A 15,672-nucleotide genomic window follows, 5' to 3' on the forward strand; every position below is an offset into this window, starting at 1 on the left:
AGAAATAAATTAAAACGGCTAAAGGAGTAAATGCTCTGGTTGGCAATTATAATTACAAAGGAGCTGGCAAAATGAAGGTTGCTTTAGTACACGCTATGAAAGAATCGATTCAACCAATTGAAGAAGCTTTTAACGAGGTTGCCCCCGATGCAGAAATTATACATTTACTGGATACCGGTTTATTAAACAGGTTAGAAAAGCAAGGTGAATTAACCCCGGCTATTATAAGAAGCTTCACCCGTTTGCTCGATTCGGCAATCGATTCCGATGTAGATATGATCCAATTAACTTGTTCTGCATTTAATAATTTGTCTAGCGTCCTACAGCCTTTGTACGATGTTAAGATATTTCGGTCGGATGAAGCGATGCTGGATGAAGCACTGGCTTATCATCGGATTGGCTTAATTTCTACCGTAAGAGCTACCCCCCTCGCTCTGCAAGACTATTTATATGAAAAAAAACCAAACATCCATATTGAGTCTTTAATTAATAAAAAAGCACTTCATTTATTGCATAGAGGCAATACGGAGGAGCATGATCGCTTAATATCAGAAATGATACTGGAAATAGAAAAAAGTGTGGATGTAATTGTTTTATCCCAATACAGTATGTCTCATGTTGCCAGCCAAGTCGATACCTCTGTTCCCATCTTAACTGGTCCGATACTTACTGCTAAAAGATGTTTGGATTACTTCAAAGATAGGCTCCAAGTTTCCAAATAATTAACTTTCCATTTGTCGCTTTATAATTATAAGTTTATTACTCTTGTGTTTGCCACCTCTTTAAAAGTCCTGCAAGTGATCAACACTAATCTGATCATAAGCACTAAAAATAATGCTCTGTTAAGCTTGAGTATTTATTTCCGCTGCAGGCACTCGCCGCGGACGGTCCCAAGAGCTCCTCGGCGCTCTGCGCCTCCCTTTGATTCGCTTATCTAGCTGAAGTCTCATGCTCTCATGCCTCCGCTCCAAACAACACGGGGCTAAATCAAGAATTAGCTATAACACAGTTAAAAATAAAAAAGCCCTGCAGGCAATTATTAAGCCTGCAGGGCTATCTTTTTAGTTTTCATCAATTTCTCTACGTTTTTTCTTGAATATCTTGGATAAGATTTCATAAACGATCGGAACAATAATTAGTGTTAATAACGTTGAACTTGTTAAACCTCCGATTACCGTAACTGCAAGGCCTTTTGAGATTAAACCGCCACCGCCTGAGCCGATTGCCAGCGGGATCAAGGCACCGATTGTCGCAATGGCTGTCATAAGGATGGGGCGAAGACGAGTTGCACCGGCTTCGAGTACCGCTTCCCGCATCACCATACCGCCGCGTTCCATATGAATAATACGGTCAACCGCTCCAATCAACTCTGTGGATAAATGCAGTAATCTTTATCCCTTTTTCACATGCTCTTCGAAAACACTTGCCAGCCTTTCCTTCATTTCCTCTTCCGTTACAACTAGGCTGTGGCTGGTCATTTTTGTTTTAAGGATCAGTTCATAGCCTTCATTTACTTCCTGAGAATATCCATAGTATTTATGATTCAAAACGATTTTTTTGAAATGAAAGGATTTCACCTTTTTCCATGGAACAAACTTGCTTCCACTTATAAAGCCGTCATCATAGACAGCAAATACATTCAGAAGATCCTTGGCATTGATTAAAGGGATAAACAGCAGATAGAGATATGTCCAGCTGAACTTAATATTATATTTTCCGAATATAAACATAGCGATTAGAAAAAACAGCATGACAGCATACATGGTTAGTCCCAGCTTATTTTTTGAGATAACAGGGGCATCCGCAGATTTCTGGGGGAATTTCCTTACTGTTTTCAGGTCAATCTTGTCTAAAGGAATAAGGGCAGTTTTCTTCTTCATTTTCGTTATTAAAATGATGTAATGATAGCTGTAATAGATAACAATTGATAGAAATAGAACCTCGAAAATTAATTTCATCAAACCCGCCTCCTTAATAACCTTTACGATTATCCAAAAGATAAAGTTTCACCTCTATAAAAAAATGTAAATTTTTTTGATTGTGAAAATAATCTAATTCGAATATAATCTAATTAGATGTTTATCTAATTAAATACTTCTATCAGTAAAGTAGGTATATATCGAATTAACATTCGCAGAGGTACGGAAAAAATGACAAATTGGACTGTATGGAAACAGGAAGCAAATTATCAAAAGCTCTTTTGGGCTGGTGTCATTAATGGAATTGGAAATCGATTTACACAGGTTGCGCTGCTTGCACTGCTATACCACGTAACCGGTTCCGGAGTAGCGATTGGGCTGTTATTCGCCATTCGCATGGCACCTTTTTTCTTCATTGCCCCAATAGGCGGAATGCTCGCAGACCGCTTTTCCAAAAAGGCCATTCTGGTGGCAGCAGACTTGTTGAGAGTGCCTGTTGTCCTGGGGCTGCTTTTCGTAAGGGACGCAGGGGATTTATGGATGGTTTACGCAAGTGCGTTCCTAATCTCAACTGCAGAAGCCATCTACTCACCAGCCAGGATGTCTGCGATACCTGCCCTTGTAAAATCAGATAGGCTCATATATGTTAATGCGGTTGAACAAGTCATGATCGGGGCCGTCCTCATTATTGGATCAAGCACCGGCGGAATCCTCGCCTACTTTCTGGGAAACAATGCTGCTTTCATGATTAACGGCCTTACCTTCTTGTTATCAGCATATCTAATCTCCAGGATGGTTTTCCCGGCTGTCTCTGAGGAAAATAGAAAAAAAACGAAAACATCTGCTGCGATTTCGCCAGCGAGACTTATACTTGGCTCTTCTGCACTGATTGCCTTTTTTATCATGATGCTGACCATGCCGCTCGCCAATGGAATTGACAATATTCTTGTAAGCATTTATGGGCTGGAAGTTTTTGATATGGGAGAATTGGGCGTTGGGTTTATGTATGGCGCATTGGGGATTGGACTCATTCTAAGTTCATTCTTTTCTCATATGATCAAGAAGGGCCTCCTGATACTCGCGATCATCTTTATCGCTTTAGAAGGCACTGGCCATATTTTATTAAGCCTCGCACCAAGCTTTTATGCAGCACTTTTCACCGTTGTGCTGATCACCTTTGCTGGCGGCCTTGGCAACATCTGCCTGGACACGGTCATGATGAAATTCATACCCCGATCCAAACAGGGAACCTTTTTTGGTTTAATGCAGATGGTTTCAAACCTTTCCCTGGCTATTTCCATGGGTGCAGCAGTATTCCTGCTGGAGATTTTTGCCCCGAGGACTCTTAGCCTGATTATTGGCTTGTCGTATCTTATTTTTACTATTATGTATGCACTTCTGTTTGCAAGAGTGGATCTTGTAAAAGAAAAGAGGGAGTTTATTAGGGGAATTTAATTGAATAAATAGAGAAGCCCTGCAGCATTCATTTATCCTGCAGGGCTTCTTTTTAGTTTTCTTCGATTTCTCTGCGATTTTTCTTAAACATTTTAGATAATACTTCATACACGATTGGCACAATGATAAGGGTCAATAGCGTCGAACTTGTCAGACCGCCGATAACGGTAATCGCAAGGCCTTTGGAGATAAGCCCTCCACCGCCAGAGCCGATGGCCAATGGAATTAATGCACCAATTGTCGCAATGGCTGTCATCAGGATTGGGCGAAGTCGGGTTGCTCCCGCTTCCAGCACCGCTTCCCTCATGACCAGACCGTCACGTTCCATATGGATGATCCGGTCCACCAGAACGATGGCATTGGTTACGACAATACCAATTAGCATTAATAGTCCCATCATGACCGATACAGAAATGGTTTCGCCAGCAATTAACAAGCCAACGAAAGAACCAATCACGGCAAATGGAAGGGAGAAGAGAATCGCAAATGGCGCCACCCCTTCACGGAATGTAACGACCAGAATGAAGTACACAATCGCGATGGCTGCAAGCATCGCAACCCCAAGCTGAGTGAACGTCTCAGTCATATCTGCCTGAACGCCCGCAACTCCGACTGTTACACCCTTAGGCAGATCCAATTCATCAATCGCTTCATCTGTTTTAGAAGTAGCCTTTGAGATGTCATCGCCTTTGACCGTACCTGACACGGTTGAGTAGTACTCGCCTTTACTGCGTGCAAGCGTATTATGCGTTGTACCTTCTTTCACTGTGACAAGCTCGGAAAGAGGCATAGTTGTACCCATCGCTGTCGGCACCTGCGTTGCCAGGATATCATCAATGGATTTCGGCTGTTCCGCTTGCTCCTGCTGTACGATGACTTCAATCGTTTCTCCGTCTTTTTCAATTGTAGTCAAAACATCCTGTGTTTTTGACGGATTCAGCATCATGACAATTTGTCCGGCTGTCAGACCGTACTGCAGCAGTTCATCCTGCTCAACATTGAAGGTATATTCAACAAAGGCGTCTTCTGCACTTGAAGAAACGTCCTCCAATTCTTCGTTTTCCTTCATTACGTCTTCTACCATTTTGACAGAGTCATTCAGTTTATCTAAATCTTCACTGTAGAATGTGTAGCTGATTTCATTGGTTGAACCGGACATAGAAGAGAAGTTCTGGCTCTTCCATTCACCTGATTGTCCGATATTAAACACATAATCTTCTATCTCTTCACGGACCTCAGGGAAATTATCCATTTCAGGGTCAAAGATCAGGTACATTAAGGCTCCGCCTGCTCCTCCGCCCATCATGGCAGCCATTTGATCCGCTTCTTCGGTTACAGATATTTGAACAATGTCAATATCTTCTCGTTTAAGCATTTCTTCTTCTACTGCTTCAACGTTCTTTAAAGTTTCATCTTTCAGTTCTCCAGCTTCAGGCGTGTATGTTAGATACATCACTTTATCTTCTTCACTGCCCATAAAGCTGAATCCGATCATTGGTGTTAGAGCTAAGCTGCCCGCCAGCAATACAACCGCAATGATGGATGTAATAATCTTATGATTTAGAGACTTCTCGAGAATGCCTTTATACCATTTTGATAGCTTTCCAGCTTCTTTATGGCTGCCTTCCGTTTTTTCGCTGTACAATTTTTTTCTAAACAAGAAGTGAGATAGCGCTGGAACGATTGTAATTGCCACAAGGAGTGAAGCACCAAGCGCAAACGTCATCGTCAAAGCGAATGGCATAAACAGCTCGCTGACCATGCCTCCAACAAAAATGAGCGGCGCAAATACAGCAACCGTTACTAAAGTCGAGGACAGGATTGGCTTGAACATCTCAATCGTAGCTTCTCGAATAAGGGCACGCCCTGTTAGTTTTTCTTCTTTTAAATGCAGGCGGCGGTAAATATTTTCAACCACAACGATAGAGTCATCAATTACACGGCCGATGGCAACCGTAATGGCTCCAAGCGTCATAATATTCAAGGTAATATTCATCCAGTTCAGCAGCAGCAAAGCCATGAAAATCGAAACTGGAATCGATACGATCGAAATAATCGTTGATTTAAAATCACGCAGGAACAGCAAAATAATTAAGACTGCAATCAGCCCGCCGAACACTGCTTTTTCAATCATGGTTGAAACAGACTCTTCTATTGGCGCTCCCTGGTCAAGCGAGACATCTAGGACAAGGCCCTCGATCTTTTCCTTTTCTTCCTTGATTAATACCTTTACACTGTTAACGACTTCAACCGTGTTTGCCTGCTGTTCTTTAACTATTTGAATTGCAATGGCATCATCGCCATTTGTCCGGGAGACAGATTGTACTCTGCCGACCGTATCAATCTCGGCAACGTCACTTAGCTTCACAAAAGGTGATTGGTTTTGTGCGGATGGTGTTACCGGGATGAGCATGTTCTTTAATTCTTCCTCAGTCATGAACTTGCCGTCTACTGCGACAGCCTGTTCTCCTTCCTCAAACTCGTAAAGTCCCAATGATACAGCCATGTTGCTTGCCTGGATCATTTCCTTTACTTTTTCTTCGGTCAGCTCAAGCACAGCCATTTTCTCTTGATTGTATGTGAGCTGCACTTCTTCCACATGCTGACCAGTGATGGTCGCCGATGCCACACCATCAATTTTATCCAGTTTCGGCAGGATGATATCCTCTACTGTTGACGTTAACTCAACAATATCCTCCGATTTGCTGCTTACACTTAGCGCAGCAACCGGCATCATATTCATGCTGATGGCAGTGATAGTCGGCTCCTGTGCTCCTTCCGGCAGCTCCACTGTATCGAGGGCTGATTGGAGAGCACGCTTGGCTTCGTCCATATCAATACCATATTCATATTCCACTTGGATATTTGACATGTTAGAATATGAATTTGAGTAAACTGATTTAACATCTTCAAGGCCTTCCACGGTTTTTTCGATTGGGATGGACACATCTTCCATCACTTTTTCTGGAGTGGCCCCCGGATATACGTCCATTACCATTAAGTAAGGGATTGAGACATCCGGTATGGTCTCCATATTCATCCGTGTACCCGAATAGATTCCAGATACCGTGATAATAATTGTTAACAGCCAGACTGCAAGTTTATTCTGCAGCACAAAATTGACCAAACCTTTCACTCGTACACCTACCCCTAATTGACTTGTTAGACTCAATTACATATAATAATGACCGATTGGTCATTTGTCAATCAAAAAGGAGTGACAGCATTACATGAGCAAAAAACAATTAATTATGGAAAGCGCATTAGAACTCTTTGCCAAGCAAGGATTTGAAGCTACCTCTGTTCAGCAGATCACTGAGCATTCCGGTATTTCCAAAGGCGCTTTTTACTTATCATTTAAATCAAAAGATGAATTGATTATGGCATTGATTGATCATTTTATGATGCAATTCATTTCAGATATTGACCATATAGTCAAAGATCCGAATATTACAGGTAAAGGACTTTTAAACAAGTTTTTTTACACTTCATTCCACTCCTTTCAGAAGCATTCAGACTTTGCAAAGATCTTTATTAAAGAACAAGCGCATACATTCAATGAAGAACTACTATCAAAAGGGCGCCACTTTGACCAATTAATTGATGATATAACCCTATCAATGTTAGATCAGTTATATGGAGAGACTGTCAAACATACAAAATACGATTTAATCTATTGCATTAAAGGCTTCATGCATATATACTCTCATTTATTTTTATTTTTCAATGTGCCTTTGGACCTGAACCTTCTGTGCCGATCCCTCGCGGAAAAAACAGACCTGATGGCAAAGCAATCAACGATCCCCTTTATCACGGACGAGCTATATGTGATGTTCAGGGAACCGGTAGATGAAGAAATAACTGCCGGGAAATTGATTGAAATCATGGAGCAAAAAATAGAGGAATTAGAGGAGTCAATTGAAAAGGAATCACTGGTCCTGCTTAAGCAGGATGTGCTGGAACCCAGCTTGAGCCCTGCTATTATAAAAGGATTGATTTCAAATATTCAAAACGATCCACATTGCAAAATGATCGCCTTTTTGCTTCGAAAATATTATCATGTTTAACATCTTTTATAATTCTTTTAATGCTTCATGTAAAATTAACAGACCAAAAAACCTCAGGCTAACGAGAAACTCGAAAGCATGAGGTTTTTAGAATTTTTTAATGAACGATTACTTTTTCAAGGATTGATATTGGCTGATAATTTCATTTGCAAGGTCACTTGATTTATCAAGACGACAAACCTCTTGAAGTACATACGCCACTCCATTTTCTTCAATCATATCCTGCATTTTTACTGCCTCTTCATCTCCCTCGTAATCAAACATTAAGGCTGCAGCTATTGCCATTGCAAGGTTGACAGCGGAAAGACCTGCTTTTTGTGCTTGAACTGCCGGACGTATTAGACGGTCATCTGGGCCAAGTTTTCTCAATGGTGAACGTCCGACTCTCGTTACACCATCATTTAAGTGGGCATTTTGGAAACGGCTGATGATTTTATCAATATATTTCTGATGTTCTTCAGGATCCAATTCATAACGCTTAATTAAGTAGGCCCCGGTCTCACCCAAAGTAGCCTGAACCTGATTGTAAATCTCTTCATCAGCAAGCGTTTGGTCAATCGTTTTCTTATTCTTAAGATAGCCGAGGTAAGCGATAACGGCATGTCCTGTATTCACTGTAAACAATTTTCTTTCGATAAAAGGAGCAAGTTCAGGGACAATCTTCATTCCTTCAATTGGTGGAATTTCTCCCGTTGTCTCCACAACCCATTCATGATATGGCTCAACCAAAACATCCAGTGACCCTTGATTATTTTGAATTGGAACGATTCGATCCACAGCAGAATTTAAGAAAGATACATGCTTCTGAACCGTTTCTTTTACCTTTTCGTCAAGGTGCTCTAAAATATACCCTTTTAACTGGTCTGTTGCTGATATTTGATTCTCGCAGGCAATCACATAAAGTTTTTCACCTTTGCCTTCCGCCACTCTAGCTGCTAATCCCTTAGCTATTAGCGGTGCAATCCTAGGAAGAATATTAGGTCCGATCGCAGTCGTCAAAAATGCTGCATTTTTGATCGCATCGACTACTTCTTTTTCTTGTTTCAGATTATTTAGCCCAGAAACGTTTTCGATGGTCATCGTCTCCTGCTCATTTGCAGCAAGCATAACCTTATACTGCTTTTCCTCATTTAACTGATTAATAATCTGATCGGCAATATCTACAAAAACAACATGGTACCCTGATTGGGAAAAAAGGGCACCGATAAATCCCCTTCCAATGTTGCCTGCTCCAAAATGCACTACTTGTCTCATCTAATTCATTCCTTTATCGATTTATTTTAAAATTCGATTGAAGATACTCTACAAATATAGTTTCTAGCTTTTTGCAGATCATTTCTTCATTTGCTGAAGAAAAAACCAGAATTGCCTCATCGGTTTCAATGATATTTGTACTAATTAAGCTTAATATCTCCTGCTCTCTTATGCTTAATTCTTCTGGGGCCAGCATGAGCAGAAGGTTCTTCATTGCTACATCGTTTCCATCCATCCCTTTTACAAAACATGGGTCTGGCAGATGGGCAATCTGAAAAATAAGTTCCCTCACGTTTTCATTCCTGGCATGGAAAAGGGCGATATTGGTCTCAGGAATACCGAGGCCTCCCTTCCGTTCTCGCTCCTTCAGAGCTTCCATAATAGCGGCTGGATTTGTCAGCAGGTTTTCACCCTCAGCTCTCATAACCATTTTCTTTAGAATTTGTTCCTGACTTGTCCGCTTATCCATTTGATAAAACCGGAAGTTATGAAGGATAGCCTCTATACTATGATGAATATCTTTTACCTCTTTAAGCATATCAGTTAAGGCGATATTTTTCTTATTTGCAGACGTGCTTATACCGTGATGGGCAACCTTTTGATACTGCTTGTCTTTTGTGAGGTTTTCTATATTGCTCTGTAAAAAATCTTTTATTGTAAGGATATTTTCTTCACTTAATAGCGGATTCACTAAAATATACTCAGCATTAATAATGGGAAGTCGGACAGTTGAAAGAATAATATCATATACATTCAGGTCTACTTCCTCTGTAATCTCTTTAATCGATTTTATGTCAATTTCATCAATCTCTGTTATTTCTTTTTTTATTCTGCTCATCAGCATTTTAGATGTTCCAATTCCGGTTGGGCAAATCACCAATGCTCTTATCAGCAAGTTCTCTTCTTGCATCACCAAAGCAGATCCGAAATGCAGAACCATGAAAGCTATTTCATCATCAGGAAAATGATCAATTTCTTTAAATTCCTCTTTCACACTATTTTTTACGGCCATGAAAAGGATGGGATACTTCCTAATGATTTCATCTTTAAGAGGATTAAATGAATCTAATTTCTGTTTCATACGGAATAAGGCTGGTTCCATGTGTGCAAGCAGGCCCTGAAACAAGGAAAAATCCCTGGTCAAATCCACATGGAGCTGTTCAGAAACCGATTTAATTACATTTTTTATCTTCTGTGCGAGAACGATACTATCATAAGGGACTGACTCAGCCTCACGGGGTTTTGTGCCTTTGAGATTCAGTGCCAAATAAAGAATGTCTTGTTCCGAAAAAGTTAAACCTAATTTATGTTCTAGTTCACTTGTAATTTGTCTCATTACCTCATATTCATTGGTTATTTCTCTCTCTGGAAGGATTACATCCTTATTTATAAAAAAACGAGACTCTACTCTCTGCAAAGTAATATAAATATGTAGAATGATTTCCAGATGCCCGCTATCCGTAAAATGGGTATGTCCGCTCTTAAAAGCCGAATTAACCGATTCATTGACTGCAAGAAGATTTTCAGGCATAAAATAATATAGAATATTCTTCTCAGAATAATCCCCTTTTTCTAGCATAAACAACTTCTCGATTAATTCTTCGTTAAAATATTGAAGGAAATAATGTACAAGCGCTCTTCGTTTGTTTACTTCTAAACCTTTAAGCTCTACCCCGACTCCTCTTTTTCTTGTAAGCAGTAATTGAAAATTCTCAAGCCATTTAGCCAGTTCATCCAAGTAAGCTGCAAGTGTCGCCGTGCTGATCTCTAGATGACTTGCCAGAACCTGAGTTTTATATAACTCCTCCTCCATAACAGCTAGAAGGAGACGCAATTTCCGTTCCTGCGGAGATTGATCAATTGGATTGATGCTTATCATATACTGGATCAGCCGAAATATTTGCTCGTTACTTCCCTGTATCACAAGGCCCTGATCATTGTTTCTCACAAGCTTAAGGTCAAACTCCCTGATCGTTTTTTCTACAGCCTTTAAATCTCTCTGAATGGTTCGGGCACTGACATTTAGAGTAGAAGCAATGGATAAAGCCGTGTGTTTTCCTGATGTTTTGATAATTAATTCGATAATGGCTTTTTCCCTCGATGTAATATACATGAGATCATCTCATTTCTGAGTGATGTAAAAAGAGAACAATGAATAGAAAAGCGAATAAATACGCTTTTCTATTCATTAATCCGAATCTATTTATTTTTTGCCAATGATATCGATAATAGTCTGTGCTGTATCAGCCTCAACCATCTTTTCGATATTTTCCATATCTGAGCATGTTACAGCTATACCGGATAAAATTTCAAGATGTGTACCATCTTTCCCCGCAATACCAAAAATCAAACGTACTTTCTGACCACCAAAGTCAACACCATTCGGCACCTGCACCACAGTGAACCCTGACTTAATGACAGCTTTCTTTGCTTCTTCCGTTCCATGAGGTATTGCAACATCATTTCCCATATAAGTTGAAGTAATGTTATCACGCTCAATCATCGCTTCAATATAGCTCTCATCTACGTAGCCAGCGTTAACAAGTGCTCTGCCGGTAAAGCGGATTGCCTCTTCTTTATTAGCAAACTGCTGATTTAAAAAGATATTTTCCCGACGCAGCAAGTCGTCTTCATGTGCTAATTCCTCATCTTGATTATCAGGAACATTTTCCTCAGCTTCCTCGACAATTTCATGAAGCTCAGAATTTGCCGGGAACTGCAGTTCACTGATTAATTTATCGTACTCCGGACTTGAAAGGAAGTTATCCACAGAAATATGGTAAGCATTAGGCACTTTATTCCGCGCTCTCGGAGTCAGTTCTTCCTGCGTAATGACAATTTGAGCATCTGCCGGCAGATTACTGATTGCTGTATTCGTGACCGCAATATCCATTCCAGCTTCTTTCACCTTTTTGCGGAGAAGAGACGCCCCCATTGCACTTGATCCCATTCCAGCATCACAGGCAAAAATAATTTGGGTAACATTATCAGGCAGAGCTCCTTGATCCCCAGCAAATACATTTGATACTGAGCTTTTCTTGCCTTTCATTTCCTGCATCTTTTGTGCCGCTGCTTCGATATCATCTTCACCCTGCTTCCCTGTTTTCAAAATGAAGGAAGAAGCGATGAAGGAAACAGCTCCAGCTACAAAAACACCAGCAAAGTTAGCTACATATGCACTCGTATGGTGAGGTGTTACCGCGGTAATCGCGATAATACTGCCTGGTGATGATGGAGCGAATAATCCACCGCCTAACAGAACCAATGTGAAAACACCGCTCATTCCGCCAAGGATAACGGCGAAAAACAGCATTGGGCGCATAAGAATATATGGGAAATAAATCTCATGAATACCGCCAAAAAAGTGAATAATTCCGGCACCAGGAGCTGATTTCTTGGCTGTTCCCTTGCCGAAAAACATATACGCAAGGAGGACGCCAATACCAGGGCCAGGATTTGCCTCAAGAAGAAACAGAATAGACTGTCCCGTTTGTTTTACCTGTTCTACACCAATAGGCGAAAGAACACCATGGTTGATCGCATTATTTAAGAACAAAACTTTTGCAGGCTCGATTAGGATGCTTGTCAGCGGCAGCAGGCCTGTTCCAACCAGCCAATCAACACCAGCTACAAGCCATTCTGTAAAGGCGTCAATGATAGGGCCAACACCCAAAAATGCAAGAATGGCGAGGATTGCCCCCAGAATCCCTGCTGAGAAATTATTGACCAGCATTTCAAATCCAGCTCGGACTTTCCCTTCAATCATCTGGTCAAACTTCTTAATCACCCATCCGCCAAGCGGGCCGATAATCATCGCACCCAGGAACATAGGGATATCTGCACCAGCAATAACCCCCATTGTCGCAATGGCACCAACAACCGCGCCCCGCTGCTCATGCACCAGCTTGCCTCCGGTATACCCGATTAAAATTGGAAGCAAGTAGGTAACCATTGGGCCCACCATTTTGGCAAGGCTTTCATTTGGAAAAAAGCCAGTTGGTATAAATAATGCTGTAATTAACCCCCAGGCTATGAAAGCTGAAATATTCGGCATAACCATAGAGCTAAGGAAATTACCGAACTTTTGAACAGCTACTTTTATATTAGATTGAGCCATTTACACTCATTCCTTTCAGAAATATAGTACTTAGATTATCCTAAAGTACAATACCCTCAAACTCAACAAACTTGATACCTAACTTTGTCGCAGCATTAATGACAAAGTTATTGTTTCTCAAAATATTATTCTTTATCCTTTTAAGAAATTATATAGCTCTGTTTCAGACACTGCTTTCAGCTTTTTGAGAGATATGAAGATTTTGAAAGGCAAGGTTTTTTTTTAGTTCGACCAGATTTCTATTTTGTTTGCTCTATTAAGGCTGCAATGTAATAGAGCGGCGTAGCTTAACCATTCATATGACCTTCTATTCTGTATCCCATAATTATTTCAATTAAAAAAACTGCTCCTTAAGGAACAGTTTTTTTAATGTAAAATGTATTCGTTTTTCTATTTTATTTAGCCTACTCCACTGTAACCGACTTAGCCAGGTTACGCGGTTTATCCACGTCACACTCGCGGTGCAGTGCAGCAAAATAAGAAATTAATTGTAATGGTATTACAGAGATAAGAGGTGTTAATAACTCGTTCACTTCCGGGATGATGAAACTGTCTTCTTCCGTTTCCAGCCCTTTCATGGAAATGATGCAAGGGTTTGCTCCGCGGGCAACAACCTCTTTGACGTTACCGCGAATACTTAAATTTACACTTTCTTGAGTTGCTAGGGCAATGATCGGCGTACCGTTCTCGATCAAAGCGATGGTACCATGCTTCAATTCTCCGCCAGCAAAGCCTTCAGCCTGAATATAAGAGATTTCCTTCAGCTTTAGCGCACCTTCAAGGCCTACATAGAAATCAATTCCGCGGCCAATGAAGAAAGCGTTCCGTGTAGTAGCAAGGAATTTACTTGAGATTTCCTCAAAATCTTCCTTCGCGTCACAAAGAACTTCCATGGCATTTGCTACAATACCCAGCTCCTGAACAAGGTTGAAGTCTAACTCAATGCCGCGGCTCTTGGCTGTTACTTCAGCAAGAATAGATAGAACAGCTATTTGGGCTGTATAAGCTTTTGTAGAAGCAACGGCAATTTCAGGTCCTGCATGAAGCAATAAAGTATAATCCGCTTCACGAGATAGAGTAGAACCAGGAACATTCGTAATCGTTAAAGCCTTATGGCCCATTTCCTTTACATTTACAAGCACGGCACGGCTGTCTGCTGTTTCACCGCTTTGAGAGATAAAGATAAATAGCGGCTTCTCTGAAATCAATGGCATGTTGTAGCCAAACTCACTTGAAATGTGAACTTCAACTGGAATTTTTGCAATTTTTTCAATGAACTGCTTTCCAACAAGACCTGCATGATAAGAAGTACCTGCAGCAATGATATAAATGCGGTCCGCATCATTCATCGTCTCAACAATTTCCTGGTCGATTGTCAGCTCGCCATTATCATTTTGATACTTCTGGATGATTTTGCGCATCACTAAAGGCTGCTCATCGATTTCTTTCAGCATGTAGTGAGGGTATGTTCCCTTTTCAATATCGCTTGCATCCAATTCAGCAGTATACGGATCACGGCTGATTTCCTCGCCATTCAGCGTCTGAATCTTAACAGCATCTTTGGTAACAATAACGATTTCTTTGTCCATCAATTCAACATACTGATCTGTAACTTGAAGCATCGCCATTGCGTCAGAAGCAACTACATTGAACGTTTCGCCTAAACCAACCAGAAGCGGGCTCTTGTTCTTCGCAACAAAAATCGTTTCATCGTTTTCTGCATCCAAAAGGGCGATCGCATAAGAGCCTTTTAAAAGTGTCAGCGTTTTGCGGAACGCTTCTTCAGTATTTAATCCTTCGTTCACGAATAATTCAATCAGCTGAACGATGATTTCCGTATCTGTATCACTCTTAAGAGCAACTCCCTGCAAATATTCGCGCTTTAAGATATCATAGTTCTCAATTACGCCATTATGAACAAGCGTAAAGCGGCCGGAATTACTTTGATGAGGGTGAGCATTTACTGTGCTTGGAACACCGTGTGTCGCCCAGCGAGTGTGTCCGATCCCTGTGTTTGCCATCACATCTTCATCAACAATATTGCGAAGGTCCGCAATACGGCCTTTTTCTTTGAAAACCTGAACGCCGTTATCATTCATAACCGCGATTCCAGCTGAATCATAGCCTCTATATTCAAGCTTTTCCAAGCCCTTTAATAAAATTTCTTTCGAATCTAAGTTTCCAATATATCCAACGATACCACACATACTTCTTTTCCTCCTAAAAATGAAGGGGCAAGAAGCCTTTTCGGGGCAGTCTTGCCCCTTATCTCTGTTTTTTTATAGATTTAGTTAGATGTCTAGCTACAGCGCCTAGGGGCTCTCAGGTCTAAGCCGATTCCTTCCAAAAGGAAAGAACACCTTCTTACAGGAATCGTCTTATGCTTGAGGCCCGCAGGATGCGGGTCATGCAGACGTTGCCACAGGACGTGGCGATTTTAGTCTGCGTTCCACTTTTAGCAAGGCGTTTTTGCTTTTCTAATTAGCATTCCCTTCTCTTTGTCCATTCAGTTGCCCAAATGTTTTAAAGAAAGGATTTTCGGTTGTGCTTTCAACCGGGAGGCATCCGCCGAACATTCGATAAACCTCCTCCTCGTCAACTAATCCAATAACTATCAGGATCAGTCCAGGCGCTTTATATATTGCTCTGTTTCCTACCCACCTTTCTCTGCTTGAATAAAAGTATTTGTATTCTAAATACAAAAACAGGATTATCATACATCATATTCTAACATTCCGTCAACAGAAAAATTCAGGAAGCTGCCAAGCCGCCCATTTGGATATACCCTTATGTTGACCCTGTAAACTTCCATATATTTAAAATATGCATAAGGGAATTAATGAGTTCCCTTATGCATATT

General features: G+C 40.9%; 9 protein-coding genes and 1 pseudogene. 3 read left to right on the forward strand and 7 right to left on the reverse strand.

Going from position 1 to position 15,672, the window contains the following annotated elements; all coding sequences use genetic code 11:
* The first annotated feature begins 71 nt into the window (after nt 1-71).
* Nucleotides 72-722: an aspartate/glutamate racemase family protein gene (locus AC3ZVC_RS03560; RefSeq protein ID WP_490066287.1), complete on the forward strand. Its 651-nt coding sequence runs from the start codon at nt 72-74 to the stop codon at nt 720-722.
* A gap of 339 nt (nt 723-1,061) precedes the next feature.
* Here AC3ZVC_RS03560 and AC3ZVC_RS03565 read toward each other — a convergent pair.
* Nucleotides 1,062-1,373, reverse strand: a pseudogene (locus tag AC3ZVC_RS03565) (efflux RND transporter permease subunit); the annotation flags it as partial.
* An 18-nt stretch (nt 1,374-1,391) separates the two neighbouring features.
* Nucleotides 1,392-1,958, reverse strand: a complete 567-nt coding sequence (locus tag AC3ZVC_RS03570; RefSeq protein ID WP_490066288.1) for a hypothetical protein — start codon at nt 1,956-1,958, stop codon at nt 1,392-1,394.
* A 192-nt stretch (nt 1,959-2,150) separates the two neighbouring features.
* Between AC3ZVC_RS03570 and AC3ZVC_RS03575 the strand changes: the two genes are divergently transcribed.
* Complete coding sequence (locus AC3ZVC_RS03575; protein ID WP_490066289.1) at nt 2,151-3,374, forward strand: MFS transporter; 1,224 nt, start codon at nt 2,151-2,153, stop codon at nt 3,372-3,374.
* Nucleotides 3,375-3,426: 52 nt separating this feature from the next.
* Here AC3ZVC_RS03575 and AC3ZVC_RS03580 read toward each other — a convergent pair whose 3' ends face one another.
* Entirely contained in the window at nt 3,427-6,510 is a 3,084-nt protein-coding gene (locus tag AC3ZVC_RS03580; protein WP_490066290.1) for an efflux RND transporter permease subunit, read from the reverse strand.
* Between the two features lie 94 nt (nt 6,511-6,604).
* On the opposite strand from AC3ZVC_RS03580, the gene AC3ZVC_RS03585 reads away from it, so the two are divergent.
* A complete protein-coding gene (locus AC3ZVC_RS03585; RefSeq protein WP_490066291.1) occupies nt 6,605-7,441 on the forward strand; it encodes a TetR/AcrR family transcriptional regulator in 837 nt (278 codons plus the stop codon).
* 108 nt (nt 7,442-7,549) lie between these two features.
* Here AC3ZVC_RS03585 and AC3ZVC_RS03590 read toward each other — a convergent pair whose 3' ends face one another.
* The 4 genes from AC3ZVC_RS03590 to glmS form a co-directional block, all read right to left on the reverse strand.
* Nucleotides 7,550-8,695 carry a mannitol-1-phosphate 5-dehydrogenase gene (locus AC3ZVC_RS03590; protein ID WP_490066292.1) on the reverse strand — a complete coding sequence of 382 codons (1,146 nt, stop codon included), beginning with the start codon at nt 8,693-8,695 and terminating at the stop codon, nt 7,550-7,552.
* Nucleotides 8,696-8,708: 13 nt separating this feature from the next.
* Nucleotides 8,709-10,808, reverse strand: a complete 2,100-nt coding sequence (locus tag AC3ZVC_RS03595; protein WP_490066293.1) for a BglG family transcription antiterminator — start codon at nt 10,806-10,808, stop codon at nt 8,709-8,711.
* 90 nt (nt 10,809-10,898) lie between these two features.
* On the reverse strand, nt 10,899-12,812 hold the full coding sequence (locus AC3ZVC_RS03600; RefSeq protein WP_490066294.1) for a PTS mannitol transporter subunit IICBA: 1,914 nt from the start codon (nt 12,810-12,812) through the stop codon (nt 10,899-10,901).
* 404 nt (nt 12,813-13,216) lie between these two features.
* Nucleotides 13,217-15,019: a glutamine--fructose-6-phosphate transaminase (isomerizing) gene (gene glmS, locus AC3ZVC_RS03605; RefSeq protein ID WP_490066295.1), complete on the reverse strand. Its 1,803-nt coding sequence runs from the start codon at nt 15,017-15,019 to the stop codon at nt 13,217-13,219.
* Nucleotides 15,020-15,672: the final 653 nt, after the last annotated feature.

The sequence above is a fragment of the Cytobacillus sp. C11.1 genome, assembly GCF_058145115.1.

What these genes read in the sequence shown, in the direction of transcription:
- AC3ZVC_RS03560 (WP_490066287.1), top strand. Translation starts at nt 72, where the DNA reads ATGAAGGTTGCTTTAGTACACGCTATGAAAGAATCGATTCAACCAATT.
- AC3ZVC_RS03570 (WP_490066288.1), bottom strand. Translation starts at nt 1,958, where the DNA reads ATGAAATTAATTTTCGAGGTTCTATTTCTATCAATTGTTATCTATTAC.
- AC3ZVC_RS03575 (WP_490066289.1), top strand. Translation starts at nt 2,151, where the DNA reads ATGACAAATTGGACTGTATGGAAACAGGAAGCAAATTATCAAAAGCTC.
- AC3ZVC_RS03585 (WP_490066291.1), top strand. Translation starts at nt 6,605, where the DNA reads ATGAGCAAAAAACAATTAATTATGGAAAGCGCATTAGAACTCTTTGCC.
- AC3ZVC_RS03590 (WP_490066292.1), bottom strand. Translation starts at nt 8,695, where the DNA reads ATGAGACAAGTAGTGCATTTTGGAGCAGGCAACATTGGAAGGGGATTT.
- AC3ZVC_RS03595 (WP_490066293.1), bottom strand. Translation starts at nt 10,808, where the DNA reads ATGTATATTACATCGAGGGAAAAAGCCATTATCGAATTAATTATCAAA.
- AC3ZVC_RS03600 (WP_490066294.1), bottom strand. Translation starts at nt 12,812, where the DNA reads ATGGCTCAATCTAATATAAAAGTAGCTGTTCAAAAGTTCGGTAATTTC.
- glmS (WP_490066295.1), bottom strand. Translation starts at nt 15,019, where the DNA reads ATGTGTGGTATCGTTGGATATATTGGAAACTTAGATTCGAAAGAAATT.